The sequence below is a fragment of the Micromonospora sp. NPDC048905 genome, from assembly GCF_040649655.1.
Classification (GTDB): Bacteria; Actinomycetota; Actinomycetes; order Mycobacteriales; family Micromonosporaceae; genus Micromonospora.
The window spans coordinates 322,227-337,523 of record NZ_JBEZFV010000002.1; the positions used below are offsets into that span (position 1 = coordinate 322,227).

Annotated in this window: 13 protein-coding genes; 10 read left to right on the forward strand and 3 right to left on the reverse strand. The window is 70.1% G+C overall.

Annotation, left to right across the window (positions count from 1 at the left end):
- The first annotated feature begins 361 nt into the window (after positions 1-361).
- From AB0C01_RS06310 to AB0C01_RS06325, 4 genes are all read left to right on the forward strand, one after another.
- Positions 362-1,153 (forward strand): SCO2525 family SAM-dependent methyltransferase, encoded by a 792-nt coding sequence (locus AB0C01_RS06310; protein ID WP_357240239.1) that lies wholly within the window; start codon positions 362-364, stop codon positions 1,151-1,153.
- A 130-nt stretch (positions 1,154-1,283) separates the two neighbouring features.
- Positions 1,284-3,125: an SCO2524 family protein gene (locus AB0C01_RS06315; protein ID WP_357240242.1), complete on the forward strand. Its 1,842-nt coding sequence runs from the start codon at positions 1,284-1,286 to the stop codon at positions 3,123-3,125.
- Positions 3,126-4,055, forward strand: a complete 930-nt coding sequence (locus AB0C01_RS06320; RefSeq protein ID WP_357240244.1) for an SCO2523 family variant P-loop protein — start codon at positions 3,126-3,128, stop codon at positions 4,053-4,055.
- Between the two features lie 5 nt (positions 4,056-4,060).
- Entirely contained in the window at positions 4,061-5,017 is a 957-nt protein-coding gene (locus AB0C01_RS06325; RefSeq protein WP_357240248.1) for an SCO2522 family protein, read from the forward strand.
- 6 nt (positions 5,018-5,023) lie between these two features.
- On the opposite strand, the gene AB0C01_RS06330 is transcribed toward AB0C01_RS06325, so the two are convergent.
- Positions 5,024-5,980, reverse strand: coding sequence for an SCO2521 family protein (locus AB0C01_RS06330; protein ID WP_357240251.1), 957 nt, complete (start codon positions 5,978-5,980; stop codon positions 5,024-5,026).
- 292 nt (positions 5,981-6,272) lie between these two features.
- Between AB0C01_RS06330 and AB0C01_RS06335 the strand changes: the two genes are divergently transcribed.
- The 3 genes from AB0C01_RS06335 (at position 6,273) to AB0C01_RS06345 (ending at position 12,865) form a co-directional block, all read left to right on the forward strand.
- On the forward strand, positions 6,273-10,487 hold the full coding sequence (locus tag AB0C01_RS06335; protein WP_357570426.1) for a HEAT repeat domain-containing protein: 4,215 nt from the start codon (positions 6,273-6,275) through the stop codon (positions 10,485-10,487).
- 76 nt (positions 10,488-10,563) lie between these two features.
- On the forward strand, positions 10,564-12,363 hold the full coding sequence (locus AB0C01_RS06340; protein WP_357240257.1) for a RyR domain-containing protein: 1,800 nt from the start codon (positions 10,564-10,566) through the stop codon (positions 12,361-12,363).
- On the forward strand, positions 12,353-12,865 hold the full coding sequence (locus AB0C01_RS06345; protein WP_357240260.1) for a hypothetical protein: 513 nt from the start codon (positions 12,353-12,355) through the stop codon (positions 12,863-12,865). Before AB0C01_RS06340 ends, AB0C01_RS06345 begins: the two co-directional genes overlap by 11 nt.
- Before the next feature lie 81 nt (positions 12,866-12,946).
- Here AB0C01_RS06345 and AB0C01_RS06350 read toward each other — a convergent pair whose 3' ends face one another.
- Complete coding sequence (locus tag AB0C01_RS06350; protein WP_357240670.1) at positions 12,947-13,288, reverse strand: helix-turn-helix domain-containing protein; 342 nt, start codon at positions 13,286-13,288, stop codon at positions 12,947-12,949.
- Between the two features lie 66 nt (positions 13,289-13,354).
- On the opposite strand from AB0C01_RS06350, the gene AB0C01_RS06355 reads away from it, so the two are divergent.
- The 3 genes from AB0C01_RS06355 to AB0C01_RS06365 all read left to right on the forward strand — a co-directional run bounded on the left by AB0C01_RS06355 (position 13,355) and on the right by AB0C01_RS06365 (position 14,985).
- Positions 13,355-13,783 (forward strand): DUF4440 domain-containing protein, encoded by a 429-nt coding sequence (locus AB0C01_RS06355; protein WP_357240263.1) that lies wholly within the window; start codon positions 13,355-13,357, stop codon positions 13,781-13,783.
- A 238-nt stretch (positions 13,784-14,021) separates the two neighbouring features.
- Complete coding sequence (locus AB0C01_RS06360; protein WP_357240266.1) at positions 14,022-14,156, forward strand: hypothetical protein; 135 nt, start codon at positions 14,022-14,024, stop codon at positions 14,154-14,156.
- A 289-nt stretch (positions 14,157-14,445) separates the two neighbouring features.
- Positions 14,446-14,985 (forward strand): RNA 2'-phosphotransferase, encoded by a 540-nt coding sequence (locus AB0C01_RS06365; protein ID WP_357570427.1) that lies wholly within the window; start codon positions 14,446-14,448, stop codon positions 14,983-14,985.
- Between the two features lie 99 nt (positions 14,986-15,084).
- On the opposite strand, the gene AB0C01_RS06370 is transcribed toward AB0C01_RS06365, so the two are convergent.
- A complete protein-coding gene (locus tag AB0C01_RS06370) occupies positions 15,085-15,258 on the reverse strand; it encodes a hypothetical protein (protein ID WP_357570428.1) in 174 nt (57 codons plus the stop codon).
- Positions 15,259-15,297 lie beyond the last annotated feature (39 nt).

The window sequence follows — 15,297 nt, forward strand, 5'->3', positions numbered from 1 at the left end:
CGAGCCGGCCACCTGAGGGCGGGTACTCAGCTGGCCTGAGTATCGGGCCACGCCAAACAGCTCGGCTATCCCGGCAGTGGTGTCGATGTGCGTCAGCGGATAGCCGTCCCAGTGGTAGCGACCGCGACGCTGTTCGTCGTGACGGATATTGGACACCGGGTCGTACAGGTCTGGGTACGTGCGCCGGATGGGGTGCTGGTCGGCTGCTCGCCATCCGGCCACCGTCCTGTCGTCGTCATTCCCGGCCGATGGTGAAGTTCCTACACTTGTGAGCCAACACCACCTCTGCTACATAATGGGCAGTGCGGTGAGCGCCGCTTCAGCGACCACGGTGATCCGCCAACCCGATGGAGGCCCGTCTATGGCGTTGACCCCGGCGACTGGGGGCGGTTGCGGTGAGTCGACACCACGCTCGCCAATTCAGTCACCGAGGCCGGTCAATTCCGACGTCGAGTGGGACAGCTTCGACCCGCAGGCTTATGTCCGGCACAACTACGCGGATCTGCGGTCCGACGATCGGGAGATCCTCTGCCGCATCCGAGACTTCTTCGCCGAGGCGAAACTCTCCGACGCGCGGTGCGTCGACGTGGGGTCGGGAGCGAATCTGTACCCGGCGCTGTCGCTTCTGCCGTTCGCGAAGGCCGTCGACCTGTGTGAGTGGTCGACGGCGAACGTGGACTGGCTGCGCACCCAGGTCGACAGCTACGACGAGCTCTGGGACCCGTACTGGCGGGTGTGCGCGGAGCACCCGGCGTACGCCGCACTGGCGGACCCGCGCCGGCGCCTGGCGCAGGTGGGCCGGGTGGTGCGGGCCAGCGTCTTCACCCTGCCGAGGCACGCCTGGAGCGCCGGCACGATGTTCTTCGTGGCCTGCTCCATCTCGGCCGACCGGGCCGAGGCCGAGTACGCGATCGGTCGGTTTCTGGACGCACTGCGGCCCGGGTCGCCCTTCGCCGTGACGGTCATGCTCGGGTCGCTCGGCTACAGCGTCGGTCGGCGAATGTTCCCGGCGGTGGCGCTGCAGCGCGCCGACGTGGTGGCCAGCATCGCGGCCGGCGCGTACGACCTGGACGTCCACGAGGTGCGGCCCAAGCCGCCGCTGCGCGACGGTTATCTGAGCATGCTGCTGGCCACCGGCCGTACCCGCGGATAGCGCCGACACGCGTCCGTCGAAGCCTTTCAAGTGGCACTCGACTGGCCCGCTACCATGATGCTGTACGCCATCGTGGGCACGGCAATACCAGCGGTTTCGAGTCGACGACTACAACAGACGGCGGTGGATCATGCGGATGCAGCCGCGCCAGGAGATCCTCGACATCTGGCGGGCTACGGTTCGCAGTTGCTGGGCGAACGGTGAATGGCACTGGGGCAGCCGAAGTGGTAGCAACTCGATCAGCGACGCGGAGCAACTGCTGACCCTGTTGCTCCCCGCGGCCAAGGTCCCGGTGTTGTCACTGGACGACCCGGACCGTGCCGACGAAGAGGTGATCGACGCGCTCAGCCCGCTCGGCGGCGCGATCGAGATTCCCCGCCGCCTGCTCAGCGTGATGATCGACTATTTCCGGCGGTACACCGACGACGCCGGCACTCCGATCTTCGCCGGGGGCAGTTACCTCACCCCGCTGGAGGGCGGCCCGGAGCTCACCGACGAGCAGCGTTCCCTGGACATCGTCGACTCGTTCGCGGTGTCGGTCACCCTCACGCTGGCGACGATCGGTTTCGTCAAGGTCTACCGCGGCTCCACCCAGCGGCGCGACCTGTTGGCGCAACTGGACGAACTGGACACGATGGCGAGCGTGCGCCTCACGGCGGCGATGGTCGGCCTGCTCCGCAGCTTCAGCACCTTCGTCTTCACCTCCACCGACGAGTACGGCATTCGTCTGTGCGACATGGTCAACCAGGACGAGCTGCCGCGCCGCGAGCTGGTGGCGGCCCTGCGCGAGCAGTTGCGGGACACCATGGCGAGTCTGCGTAGCGTCATCATCGGGTCGGGTCGGGTGACCGAGGACCTGGACAACAGCGAGATGCTGTTCGAGTGCGGCTGGTCGTGGGGGCTCATCTCCGGGGCCGAGGAGGTGCCGACCACCGAGCCGATCGGCCGGCAGCGTGCGGGCACGGCGGAGAACGCGCCCTACCTCTACTTCACGGTCATCGCGATGGACGCCATCGAGGACCTGAACTCCGAACGCACCCGGCTGCTCGGATTGCTCAACGAGGAGCAGCAGCGGCTGTCCCGAGCGCTGCAACTGCGTTGGGAGCTCACCCGGACGTACTGGGCGACGGTGGCGACCTTCGGCAACCGACGGCGGTGGCCCATCGAGGACATCCCCTGGCGGACGACCGACGGTGACCGGACCGACTACTACACCCTCCAGGCCACGTCGCTGGCGGTGAAGGGCCTGATCGCCGTCGGGCGCGGCGGTGACGAGGAGCTCGGGCGGATCGCCTCGGTGCTGGTGGAACTGGCGCAGCGGGCGCGGATCACCCGGCGGGCGTCGCCCGGCGAACCGGCGCTGTTCGTGCACGCGCCGGGCAAGCGGGTGACCCTGAACGACGACACGTCAAAGCCGATCATGACGTGGAACGTGAACGAGTTCTCCACGGTGCTGCTCCAGCGGGCGGCCACCGTCGCCGGTCTGCTGAGCAACGCCCGCCGGCGCAGTGAACTGCTCGAGCTGGCCGACGAGGTGTGGGACCACCTGCTGCTGCGACGCATCCCGGACGGCCGGCACCAGGGGCTGTGGGACCACGCCGGTGGTGCTTTTCCCGGCCTGGCGCCGAAGCCGGACGCACCCTCCTGGTATCTGACCGAGCGGGTGGTGCAGGCGCTGGTCACCTCCGGTCAGCTGCTGTGGGAGCGGCCGTTCCCCCGGGCCGGCCGGCTGGCCGGCTACGCGCAGGACCTCATCGACGAGGCCGAATACCTGTTCGACCGGGAGTTGATGCGCGGCACCTTCGACGGTGAGGCGATGCAACGCAGCATGCGCAGCATCCGAGCCAGCCTGGGCCGGGCGCAGCTGCTCGTCGACGAGCGCCCCGGCACGGCCGCCGCTCTGGTGAACACTCTCCTGTTGCTGCTCAACGACGTCGCCACCGGGCAGCAGAAGGCCAGCGAGGGGATCTGAATGCTGGTCTTCGTCACGTCACACAAGGGCGGCACCGGGCGGTCGGTGACCGCGGCGAACATCGCCTACCGCAGCGCGTTGTCCGGTCGCCCCACCTGCTACCTGGATTACGACTTCGGCTCGCCGACCGCCGGCATCACGTTCCAGATTCCGCAGGCCGTCAATGGCGTGGAGGGCGCCGGGCCCAACGGTGGCGGCCTGCACCGGTATCTGCGCGGGGAGATCCCGTCGCCGGAGCAGTTGGACGTGTGGGGCACCTCCGAACGTGCCAGCCTGCGGCAGCGGCCCATCGGGTCCGGTCCGCTGGTGCTCCTGCCGGGGCAACGCAACGGCAGCGAGTTCGGTTTCACCAACGACATCGCCAAGCGCTGCGCCGAGCTCTTCCTCCGCCTGGAGGAGGAGTTCGACCTGACCCTGGTGGACCTCAGCGCCGGCCGGTCGTACGCCAGTCAGATCGCGCTGGCCGCCACCGCGACCTCGACCCTGCGCAAGGTCGCCGTGCGCTGGTTGGTCTTCCACAGGTGGACTCCCCAGCACGTCACCGCAGCGGCGGACCTGGCCTTCGAGGCGGGTGGGATCGTGGCCATGGGCAAGGAGTACGGCCACGAGCCGGAAAAGCTACGGGAGTCGCTGCGCTTCATCCGTACGGCGGTGATCGACTCACGGGGTCCGGAGGTCGGCCACCTCGGCCTCGCCCAGCAGGCCTTCCTGCGCAAGTGTGACGTGGAGCTGTCGGAGCTGGCCCGACGACGGGGTGTCGGGCGTACGACGCTGCTCGGCATGGTGCCGCTGGATCCTCTGCTGCAGTGGCGGGAGCAGCTGATCTCCGATCACGACGTGCAAGCCAAGATTGCCAACGTCAAGACGGTGGACGCCTTCGTTGACCTGACCGAGAAGCTTTTCGACGAGACGGCATGGGACACGGCGTGATCGGCATGGATGTCAGGTTCCAGGAGGCAGCTGCGGTGCGACGTACAGAGAGCGTGGCGTACTCGCATCTGTCCGTGGAGCTGGGGCACTTCTACGCGGAGGACTTCGGCGACGGGTGTGCGGAGCTCAGGCGCAAGTTCGAGCGGATCGCGGACTGGTCGGCCGCGATCCCGGCTCTGGCCCGACGAGGGCTGCCCGCACACCGGGAGCCGCGGATCAGCACCTGCTTCATGTTGGACGACTACTTCCACCGCTTCGGCACCCCCCGCGAGGTGATCCCGCAGGTGCAGAGCGCCGCGGCGGAGAACGGCCTGATCCTGGACTACGTGGCCCGGGAGTCCAGCTTCGCCCGGCACGACGGTGCCGAGCTGGCTCGGTTGGTGGTCGACACACTGGTGGTTGAACCACCTCGGCACACCACCGGGAGTCGTCCGCCGCTGATCGAGTCGGGCTGGCTGTCCAACGGTAAGCGGTCCCCCGGGCACGTCGACGCGCCGGCGATGACCCTGCCACGTCCGTGGTCTCCGCCGTTGCAGTCCGGCGATCCCAGGCACTCCATCTTCGTCGACATCGAGCTCTGGTCCGACGAGTCGGACGCCCGGGTGTGGGCCTGCGCCCTGCTCGCCTCGGTCTGGCAGATGACCCGACTCGGTGTGCTCCGGCACCAGGGCGAGACGATGACGCAGCCGTGCCGGCTCACCGGCGAGCTGCCGACGGACTGGGACGAACTGCCGGCGATCGTCCAGCTGAACCCGGCGGCCGCGCCGTTCTGCGCGTATCGCACGCTGACCCTGATGGGCACCCAGTACCTGCCGGTGGAGCTGGCCGTACGGACCATCCTCGGCCAGGTGGCGGTGCCGCCGGCGGTCGCGCAGCAGGTCGCCAAACGGGCCGGCGGCGAGGGCCTGCACCTGCCCAGCGAGCTGGTCGACCGGTTGAGCTACGTGTTCATCGGCGACTGAGCGCGCTCAACGCCCGCACGGCTCGTCGACGGTCACCCGGCCGGCCAGGTCGCGCAGCAGCGCCATGTTGCTCACGCTGATCTGATCCCGGATCCAGTTGACCGACGAGTTCCACTGACGGCTGAACCCGGGTACCTGCTCCAACTGGTCCCAGATCGGCCGCAGCCGCGGGTGCACCCGCGCGCCGGGCAGCCACAGGTGCAACAGGTGCTCCAGCACCGGCCGCAGCCGCTCGACGTGCTCCTGCCCGGAGGCCGATCGGGTGACCGCGGACTCCACCAGCGAGGACAGCATGGTCAGCAGCCAGTCGTGCAACGCGAGATCTTCGCAGAGCCCCGCCACGGCGGCCGGCACGTCCTGCGGGTCGAGCACGAGTTCGACCGTCCGCAGGGTGGGCGAGTCCACGGTGACCACCGCCGAGACGTCCCGGTTCGGACGCTCGTCGGCCTGCGCGGTCCAGCGCAGCCGGGTGCGGGCGGTGCGCAGGGGCGGGCGACGATCCAGCAGTTCGGACATCTGCACACCGTCGAGCACCCGGCCGGTGATCGCCTCCAGGTTGAGCACGTCGGCGTTGTTGCCCTGCAGGAAGCCCGCGCTCAGGTCGGCGACGTCCAGCTTGCCGACCGTCTCCAGGACGCCGGGGTTGGCCAGATAGTGCGACCACGGCTGGCGGCGCTCGCCGGCGACGACGTGGATGACCGAGGAGGCCTGCACGATCCGGCCGCCGGTGATGACGGCCCGGGTGACGACGGCTCCCACCCCCCGCAACTGGCGCTTCCTGGCACTCGGGAGCCAGCAGTCGACACCGGTGCGGACATCGGGTGACACCGCGTACAGCGATGGCCGCCGGGAGGTCAGCACGGCCTCGCCCTCGATCAGGCTGAGCACCTCGGCGCTCTGCTCCTGGGCCAACGCCGTGCTGTGCTGCAGAAGGCTGGTGTGCACCTCACCGACCGTGAGCATGGCTTCCTCCGCAACGCTGCCACCGACCCGCGCTCATCCCGCGGTATGCGGCTCATGCTGATTGACGTACACCCTCGCGACCGGCACGGACACGGATCCGCACCGGACAACCGAAACACGATTACGAGATTCGACCGCCCGGATCCGTATCTGTTGATGGCCATCATAGGCCTGGGGTCGGCGGGAATCCCATGTACGGCCGGCGTTCGGAGTGTTCGCGGTCGGACGGACGTGACAGCGGCTGATATTTTCAATGGTGCGGTCGCCAGCCACCCCCTGGAGTTTGCCGTTCATGAAGGTCTACATTTCGGCCACCCAAAAGGACCTGCTGGAATACCGCGCTGCCGTGCACGCCGTGGCTCGCCGTCTGGAGATCGACGACGTGGCCATGGAGGCGTACGGCGCCGACATCCGGCCGCCGCTGGAACGCTGCCTCTCCGACGTGCGCCGGTGCGACCTCTACGTCGGGCTGTTCGCCTGGCGGTACGGGTTCCGGCCGCCCGGCCAGGAGTCCTCGATCACCGAGTTGGAATACCGGGAGGCGCTCGCGGCGGGAAAGCCCTGCCTGGTGTTCCTGCTCGCGGAGGACACGCCCTGGCCGGTCGACATGATCGACCGGGATGCCGACTGGCAGCAGATCGTCGCGTTGCGCCGTGAGCTCAAGGAGCGCCACCTCTGCGCCTTCTTCTCCGGCGTGGACGACCTCACCGCCAAGGTGACCGCGGCACTGGCCGACGTACGCAGCGGCAGGTCCCCGGCGCGCGAGCCCGCCGACCCGGACACCCACCTGCCGACGGCCGTCCGCAACCAGTACTACAAGCAGTTGTCGCTGAGATACCAGGCCGTCTCGGTGGACGCGGTCTCACCGCGTCCCACCATCGGCTACCTCACCGTCGGGCTGCCCAAGGTGTTCGTGGAGCCGCGCGTCCACGAGGACGCGCGACCGGAGATGCCGCTGGCGTGGTGGCGTTGGGCCGGTTCCACACCGGGCGACGACGTCGGCGGGCTGCCCGGGGTGGTCAACCCGGCGGAGGTGGAACGGCTCTGGGAGGAGTACGCCGCCAAGGACGAGCTGTCGTTGTTCGACGTGGTGTCCGACCCGGGCCGGCGCACGATCATGCTGCTCGGCGACCCCGGCTCGGGCAAGTCCGCGGCCGCGCGGTACCTGGCGCTGACGCTGGCCGGGGTCTGCGTCGAGCCTCGACTGAGCGCGCTGGACCGGTACCTCCCCGTCCTGATCGAGCTGCGCTCCTACGCCACCCATCACGGGGACGGCCGGTGCGACGGTTTGCTCGACTACGTCGGCCACCGCCACCAGCAGGGGCTGGCCGGTATCGACCAGGACGTGCTGGAGGCGTACCTGCGCCAGGGCGGCCAGGCGCTGTTCCTGTTCGACGGCCTGGACGAGGTGTTCGACCCGGCGCAGCGCGAAGAGGTGGCCGCGCAGATCGCCACGTTCGCCAATGAATACCCGGGCGTGCTGACCGTGGTCACCTCGCGGGTGGCCGGCTACCAGAGGCACACCCTTGCCAACGCGGGCTTCGACCACTTCACCCTGGAGGATCTCGACGACGAGCAGATCGCGAGGTTTCTCGGCAACTGGTACCGCTACGTGATGCCCACGCCGGCCGCGGAGGCAGAACGGCAGCGGCGGCAGATCCTCGACGTGGTCGGCAGTTCCCGGGCGATGCGCGAGATCGCCGGCAACCCCCTGCTGCTGATGCTCATGGCGATCGTCGGCCGGGGTCACCCGCTGCCGCGCAACCGACGCCGGCTCTACGCCCACGTGACCGACGTACTGATCTCCGAGTGGGATGTGACCAAGCAACTGCGCGAGAGCCACGGCGACGTGCCGTCGCTGGACCTGCAGGCGAAGCGTCGGCTGCTGCGTCACCTGGCGTACTGGATGCAGGTCCGCGAGTCCGGCCCCGCCGGTAACTACATTGAATCCGACGAACTGGCTCGCATCTTCCGGGATCACCTCGTCGCGTTCTACGGTTTCGAGAATGAGCGGGCGCTCGCCATGGCTTACTCGATGATCGACAAATTGCGGCAGCGAAGTTTCATCCTGGAACGGTACGGACTGCGACTGTTCGGGTTCGTGCACCGCGCGTTCCTGGAGTTCTTCTGTGCCGAAGAGATCGTGGACAGGTGCGAACACGACAAGGCCAACTGGGGCCTCGATCGTCTGCGTTCGCTGTTTCGCGACCACTGGGCCGATCCGTCGTGGCGGGAGGTGCTTCGACTGGTCGCCAGCGCCCTGCCCGCCCAGATCGCCAACGAGCTGGTCACCCTGCTCGCCACCGAGGCCACCCAACCGTGGCCGCCGCTGAACCTGACCGGGCCGCCGTGGAACCTGGTGCTGGCGGCGCAGTGCGTGGCCGAGGCGCCGCAGCCCGCCGAACTGGCCGGCGCGGGCGACGCCGTGCTGCGCCAGGTCGTACGTCTCATCGAGCACGGCATCTCCGCCGACGACCCGAACCTGGTGGATCTCACCGAGCAGGAGCTGCTGTCCTCGATCCGGGCGCTCGGCCCGAGTTGGCCCGGCCGGGAGATCTTCCTGCACTGGTACCGCCGCCGTGGGGTGCGGACCAGTTGGCGATCCGGCTCTGCCTTCGCCACCCGGATCGCGGCGGTGCTGTCCACCGCCGAGGAGCAGATCGAGGACCTGCTCGTCCGGGAGCTGGGCCAGGGTCGCGAGCGGCAGGCCCACCTCACCCTGGTCGCCGGGCTGGCCGAGGCCGCCGGCCGCCTCGAGGCCACCGGCGGCAGCAGTCGCCGATGCCGGGACATGCTGCTCGCCCAGGCGCAGGCCGAGGTATCCACCGCGGTGCGGCAGGCCGCCGTACGCGCACTGGTCGCCCACTTCGGCGCCGACCTCGACCTCGTGGACGTGCTGCGCGACCTCGCCCACTCCCCCGATCTCGCGGTGCGGGCGCTGGCCGTGCAGTCCCTCGGCACCCGGTCCGACCTCTCCGACGACGTCCGCCAGGTGTTGGCCAGGGCCACCGGGGACAGCGCCGCCGCGGTGCGGCGAGCCGCCGCCGGAGTGCTCACCGCGCGGTGCGCCGACCTGCCGGACGCACCCGAGACGATGCAGCGGCTGCTGGCCACCGACACCGACCCCGGTGTGGTGCAGTGCGTGCTGAAGGGTCTGCTGGTTCTGCCGGAGTACGCCGAGACCGCACGAAGCACGGCGTTGCAGCGGGTCACCGGCGACGCCCCGGACGAGGTCCGACGCTGCGTTCTGATCGAGCTGCTGCCCGAGCGACCCAGCCCGGAGAGCACCGAGCTGCTGCTGAAGCTGGCCTGCTCGGACCCGTCCGCAAGGGTCCGCGCGGTCGCCGTGCAGCGGTTGGCGCTCGTCCCCGACCCGGAGGGGCGCTGCCGGGCCCGGCTGATCGATCAGATCGAGCAGGACGAGGAGTCCTCCGTGCGGGCCGCCGCGGTCACCGCTCTGATCGACCGGGACCGCGCCGACGACACCGGGTGGACCGTGGTGGCCCGCTCGGCTCACGTCGACGAGGACGCGACGGTACGCCTCGCGGCGGTGCGCGCGCTGGCCGAGGCCTACCCCGACCACCGCACCGGGGAACTGCTGCTGGAGAGCGCTCGACGCGATCCGACCGCGAGCGTCCGGCTCGCCGCGGTCGACCTGCTCACCGGGCGACCGCTGTTCGGCCACGCGACCCGAGATCTGCTCATCGGCCGCGCCTCCCAGGAGCGGGACCCGATCGTCCGGCTGCGGGTCACCCGCAGCCTGGCCCGTCTCGCCGACCCACCCGACCTTGAGGTGCGGGAGTGCCTTGCCGACCAGGTCAGTCGGGACCCCGACCCGAACGTGCTGTGTGCCGCCGCCCAGGCGCTCGCCCGCCACGGCGATGCCCCGGGCCTGATGGAGACACTGTGCCGGCGGGCCCGCCGAGACAGCTACGTCGGCATCCGGTTGGCCGCCGTGCAGACCCTCTGCGCGTACGGGAGCCCGGAACTGGTGACCGACGTGCTGCTGGAACGCGTCGAGTCCGACACCGACCCGACCGTGTTCGACGCGGCCGTGCGCTGTCTGACCAAGCAGGGCTCGGCGTCCATGGCGGTGACGCTGCGGCTCATGCGCCGCCTGTCGGACCAGGACCCGGCGATCCGCGCCCGCATCGCCGCCGCGCTCGGCGAGCACTTCGGCGCCGACCCGGAGGTTCAGGTGCTGCTGGTCGGGCTGGTTCGCGACGATCCGGCCCTGGAGGTCCGCCGCCGGGCCGTCGAGCAGCTGGGCGCCACCCTGGCCGGCCGCACGGGGGTACGGGACCTGCTGCTGCGGCTGGCTGACGACGATGACTGGGAGATCCGCCGGACCGCGCTGCTCGCGTTGACCCGTCACTACGACCGGGACACCCGGACCCGGGAGGTGCTCGTGCGGCTCGCGCACCAGGAGGACGACGGCGCGGTGCGGCGGCTGGCCGGACAACTGCTGGCCACGCTGCCCGACACCCGACCCGACGACTTTCCGTGATCGACCCGGAGCCGTAGGTGCACACGCGTGCGCGTCAAGCGACGGTCCGATCGACCTCGTCAAATACCATGAGCTCATGACGGATCCGGTCGCCGGCTCGTCCCGCCCGACCGGCTGGAGCCTGCGGGTCCTCTTCGGAGTGATCGGGCTGACCGCTCTCGTCCTCGGCTATGTCGGCTTCGAGCGCCTGCTCCAGGCCCGACCGGACGTCGCCCACGATCCGTACGACCTGCTCTACTACGACCTGCAACTCTTCGTCTTCGGCGCCGAACCCTTCCAGGACGCCGGTCCCTACCCGTGGCAGTTGCAGGTCGCCCGGTTCGCCGCCCCGCTGTTCACGCTCCTCGCCGTGGCCGAGGCCAGCCGGTTGCTGCTGGCCGCCGAGAGTCGCCGCCTGCGCGCCCGGCGGGCACGTGGTCACGTCCTGGTCTGCGGCGACTCCCAGTTCGCCCACATGCTCGCCGACCGGCTCTTCGCCGACGGTGAACGTGTGGTGGTGGTGCGCTCCGAACCGTTCGGGCCGCTGGAGTACCGGTGGCGCCGGTACCTCGGCGTGGTCGGCGACCCGACCAGCCCCGAGGTGTTGCGCGGCGCCGGCCTGCCCCGAGCCCACACCATCTACGCCTGTAGCGAGGACGACGACCGCAACCACGCGATCGCCAACACCGCCAACCGGCTCATCCAGGACCGACGGCAACCACCACGGGTCTACATCCTGGTCCACGACTCGGAGATGTGCCTGTCCCTGCAGGCCCGACGACTTGGTGCCGCCGGATCCAGCCGGCTGCGGCTGGACTACTTCCACGTCGACGACGTCGCCGCACGCGCACTGCACCGGCACCACCCGCTGCCCAGCGCGGGAGACCAACCGACCCGGATCCTCATCGCGGGCACCGGCACCTTCCGCCGGGCCCTCCTGGTGGAGACCGCCCGACACTGGCGCGCATCCCGAGCCGACACCCCCGCGGGCCACGCCGTGCCACCCCTGCGGGTGGACGTGGTGGCACCGGATGCCGCCGCCGAGATCGCGCTGGCGTCGTCGCGTTACCCGTTCCTGGCCACCGTCTGCCAGTTGACCGCGTACGACCTGGATCTCGACGGTGTCGTCGGTCTCGGCCGCGACCGCTACGACCGCATCTACGTCTGCGCACCGGACGAGATCGGCGGCCTGCAGTTCGTACTGGACACGCCCGCCCTGTGGCAGGGCGCCGAGAGTGCCGTGTTCGTGCCGGTCTACCGGCAGGCGGCGCTCGCTGCGGCCTTCCACGGCGACTCCCGTCACGACCTGCTCGACGAGGTGCACGGCAAGCTCCGCCTGTATCCGGTGCTCACCCACGCCTGCGACGCCCGGCTGATCGCCGAGGACCTCACCGAGCGGCTGGCCCGGCTGATCCACGAGCGGTACGTCCAGGCCCAGCAGCGCGCCGGGGTACGACTCGGCGGTGCCCCGGCGATGGTGGACTGGTCACGACTACCCGAGTCGTTGCGGCGGGCCAACCGGGCCCACGTGCAGGACATCGCCGCCAAGCTGTTGGACCTGGGTTGCGTCGTGGCGCCCCGCCACGGTGGCACCGGTGACGCCTCGGCGGCTGGGCAGGCCATCGACGACCGGATCGAGGAACTCGCCCGCCTGGAGCACGACCGGTGGTGCCGGGAACGGCGCGGGGACGGCTGGACGTACGGCGACCCGCGTGACGACGTCCAGCGGCGGCATCCCGCCCTGCGGCCGTGGGAGGAGCTGCCGTCCGAGGTGCAGGAGCAGAACCGCGAGGGGATCCGGGCCCTGCCCGACGTGCTGTCCGACAGCGGGTTCGAGCTGATCCGGCTGACACCCCCGGTGCCCGCGCAGCGGAGAGGCCCGAGGGATGCCGCCTGACCTCGGCCCGGTCCGCGTCGGCGTGACCGGGCACATCAACCTGACCCGCGACACCGAACTGCTCGTCGCCGACGCCCTCCGCGTCGAGTTGGGCCGGATCAGCGACCGGCCCGTACACGGTGTGACCTGCCTGGCGGCCGGCGCGGACCAGGTCTTCGCGCGCACGATCCTCGACCTGGGCGGCACCTACGAGGTGGTCCTGCCGGCCCGCGACTACCGGGTCGCGGTGATCAGGCCGGAGAATCGGCTGGCCTTCGACGAGCTGCTCGACCGGGCGGCAGCGGTCGTGCACACCGGTTACGACCGCTCGGGCACCGCCGCCTACGTGGTCGCCAACCGGGAGCTGGTCCGACGGGTGCAGCGACTCGTGGCGGTGTGGGACGGCAAACCGGGCTGTCACCCCGCGTCGACGGACCGGACCATCGACTGGGCGCGGCACCACGGCGTACCGACCACGATCCTCTGGCCCGCCGGTGCCCGCCGAACGCCCACCGAGGGCTGACGGGCCGGTCCGCTGTCGGCGCCACCAGTGGCGGTCCGTCCATCGGTCGTCGCGGACTCGACTCGGTGCGTGGCTGAGCTCTCACGCCCGCTCGCGCAACAGCGCGTCACCGGTGCGGTAGAGCTCGACGAGCAGTGGGCGCAGCTCCGTACCGGCGCGGGTGAGGCGGTAGCAGGTACTCGGCGGGAAGGTGCGCGAGCGGTCGCGCTCGACCAGGCCCTGCCGGGTCAGCGCCGCGAGCCGCTCGCTGAGCACCTTGGCGCTCAGGTCGGGCAGCGCCGCCTGAAGTCGGCCGAACGATCGCGGGCCGTGCATCAATTCCCGCAACACCAGGGTCGCCCACCGGCCGCTCACCGCGGCCAGGGCAACCTCGACGGGGCAACTGGGCTCCGGCCGGCGGGTCGCGCCCCGCTGGTCCGGCACCAGGTCACGATCCCAGGCGCCGCTCACCGTTTGGTTACCTACGCGCCCAGCGCCTTGACTGTCGGCATGTCCAGCGATCTCGACACCCACTCCACGAGTGTCCCACTCAGCGACAGCGCGGCCCACCACCCGTCGGTGTTCGCCCGCGCCTTCAATTCCGGGGACGTCGCCGCAGTCGAGCAGGTCTACGAACCCGAAGGCCTACTCGTCACCGTCCCGGGTCAGCCCGTCACCGGTGCCGCCCGGATCGCCGCCAACCAGCGCCTCCTCGACCTCGGGCTCCCCATCGACGTACGGCCCCGCCACGTCTACGTGGCCGACGACATCGCCCTGCTCATCGTCGACTGGACCATTGACGGCACCGATCACGACGGCCGTCCCGTACACATCGAAGGCACCGCCACCGACGTGGCCCGCCGCGGTCCCGACGGCCGCTGGCGGTACATCATCGACAACCCGTTCGGCACTGCCGAGCCGGAGACTCACCACGATTAGCGGCAAACGTCTGCGTCCTGCCGCTGGCGCCAGTGGTGCTGCTGACCGCAGCCGCCGTGGGGGTGGTTTGGTTCGCCTGGTGCTGAGGCACTTCCCACCGTCGGCAGGAGCTGGAACAGCGTAGGGTCGGCGTGCAGTGGAGGACTTGCGCGCCCGCCGCGTGGGTCTTCTGTCAGCACGCCGCGATCAGGCGAGTACCACTCTGCACGTTCACCGACCTGTTTCAGGAGGTTCGATCATGTCCAAGGACTCGACGACCAAGGCGAACGTCAAGAAGAAGGGTAAGACGACCAAGGAGAAGCAGACTGCGAAGCGCCTGAAGCGCGAAGAGCAGAACGGGCAATCCTCGAACATCGTGTCCACCGGGCGCTGACGCCGGCAGCATCGCCCAATTGTCAGAATGCGGCGATGAAGGTGGGGGCTGACGTTTGTCGGATCCCCACCTGCCGCTGCTGCCGTAGAGCTACGACAGGGGCCGCTCAGGGCACCAAAGTCGACCTCCTTGCGGTCCGGGACGCGAGGACCTTCGGGGTGGCCCGCCTTTTCAGTAGACAGGTCGGAGCGGGCCGCCCGTACCCGCCAGGCCCACCGGGGGGAAACCCGGTGGCGGTGTCGCCGGAAAACCTCTCGATTCGAACGACTGGATCGACCACAATGCCACCGTGGAACGCGAGCGCCTGGTGAAGTTGAGCAAACGGATGTCGAAGGCGCTCCGGCACGCCCCTGACCGGGCCGGCCTGGTGCTCGACCCGGCCGGTTGGACCCCCGTCGACGCTCTGCTCACCGCCCTACGGATCGAGCGGGCCGAGTTGGACGCGGTCGTCGCCGGCAACGACAAGCAGCGGTTCGCTGTCGAGCGCGGCACCGACGGGGTGCTGCGGATCCGGGCCAACCAGGGTCACTCGGTCCCGGTGGACCTCGGGCTGCCCCCGGTGACCCCACCGGACCGGCTCTATCACGGCACCAGCGCCGGTGCGTTGGAGTCGATCCGGGCCACCGGCCTGCACCGCGGCGGCAGGCATCACGTCCATCTCTCCGCCGACACCGAGACCGCCCACCGGGTCGGCGCCCGACGGGCCGGTCGGGTGGTGATCCTCACCATCGACGCGGCGGCGATGGCCGCCGCCGGGCACGTGTTCCACCGCAGTGCCAACGGTGTCTGGCTCACCGACGCCGTCCCGGCCGGCTATCTGCTCGACTGAGCCCCGGCCTGGCCCGGACCGCTCTTCGGTGCGGGGTGCGGGCGGCCTCGAAGGGGATGCGGCACGAGACATGCGGCGCGCGCTCGATCGCGGACGGATCTATGCCGGCTCGCGCACGCCGCCGGCGTTGCCACCGTCGTCTGGCATCGGTTCGGTCGGAGCTTCGGGCAGTTCGTCCGGCGCGCCAGGCAGAAGGACGCCCGGGTCGTCGGGCACCGGTTCACGCGGATCGATGGGCGGATACTGTTCGGGGTCGAGATCCGGTTCAGTCATCATGCGAGTATCCGTCGTCTTCCGGGCTGCTGCTCGTCG

Bases quoted from the DNA above. Each gene is read 5' to 3' on its own strand.
- AB0C01_RS06345 (WP_357240260.1), top strand. From the start codon at position 12,353: ATGCCGCCTGACCTCGGCCCGGTCCGCGTCGGCGTGACCGGGCACATC.
- AB0C01_RS06330 (WP_357240251.1), bottom strand. From the start codon at position 5,980: ATGCTCACGGTCGGTGAGGTGCACACCAGCCTTCTGCAGCACAGCACG.
- AB0C01_RS06310 (WP_357240239.1), top strand. From the start codon at position 362: ATGGCGTTGACCCCGGCGACTGGGGGCGGTTGCGGTGAGTCGACACCA.
- AB0C01_RS06360 (WP_357240266.1), top strand. From the start codon at position 14,022: ATGTCCAAGGACTCGACGACCAAGGCGAACGTCAAGAAGAAGGGTAAG.
- AB0C01_RS06320 (WP_357240244.1), top strand. From the start codon at position 3,126: ATGCTGGTCTTCGTCACGTCACACAAGGGCGGCACCGGGCGGTCGGTG.
- AB0C01_RS06315 (WP_357240242.1), top strand. From the start codon at position 1,284: ATGCGGATGCAGCCGCGCCAGGAGATCCTCGACATCTGGCGGGCTACG.
- AB0C01_RS06335 (WP_357570426.1), top strand. From the start codon at position 6,273: ATGAAGGTCTACATTTCGGCCACCCAAAAGGACCTGCTGGAATACCGC.
- AB0C01_RS06355 (WP_357240263.1), top strand. From the start codon at position 13,355: ATGTCCAGCGATCTCGACACCCACTCCACGAGTGTCCCACTCAGCGAC.
- AB0C01_RS06340 (WP_357240257.1), top strand. From the start codon at position 10,564: ATGACGGATCCGGTCGCCGGCTCGTCCCGCCCGACCGGCTGGAGCCTG.
- AB0C01_RS06370 (WP_357570428.1), bottom strand. From the start codon at position 15,258: ATGACTGAACCGGATCTCGACCCCGAACAGTATCCGCCCATCGATCCG.
- AB0C01_RS06325 (WP_357240248.1), top strand. From the start codon at position 4,061: ATGGATGTCAGGTTCCAGGAGGCAGCTGCGGTGCGACGTACAGAGAGC.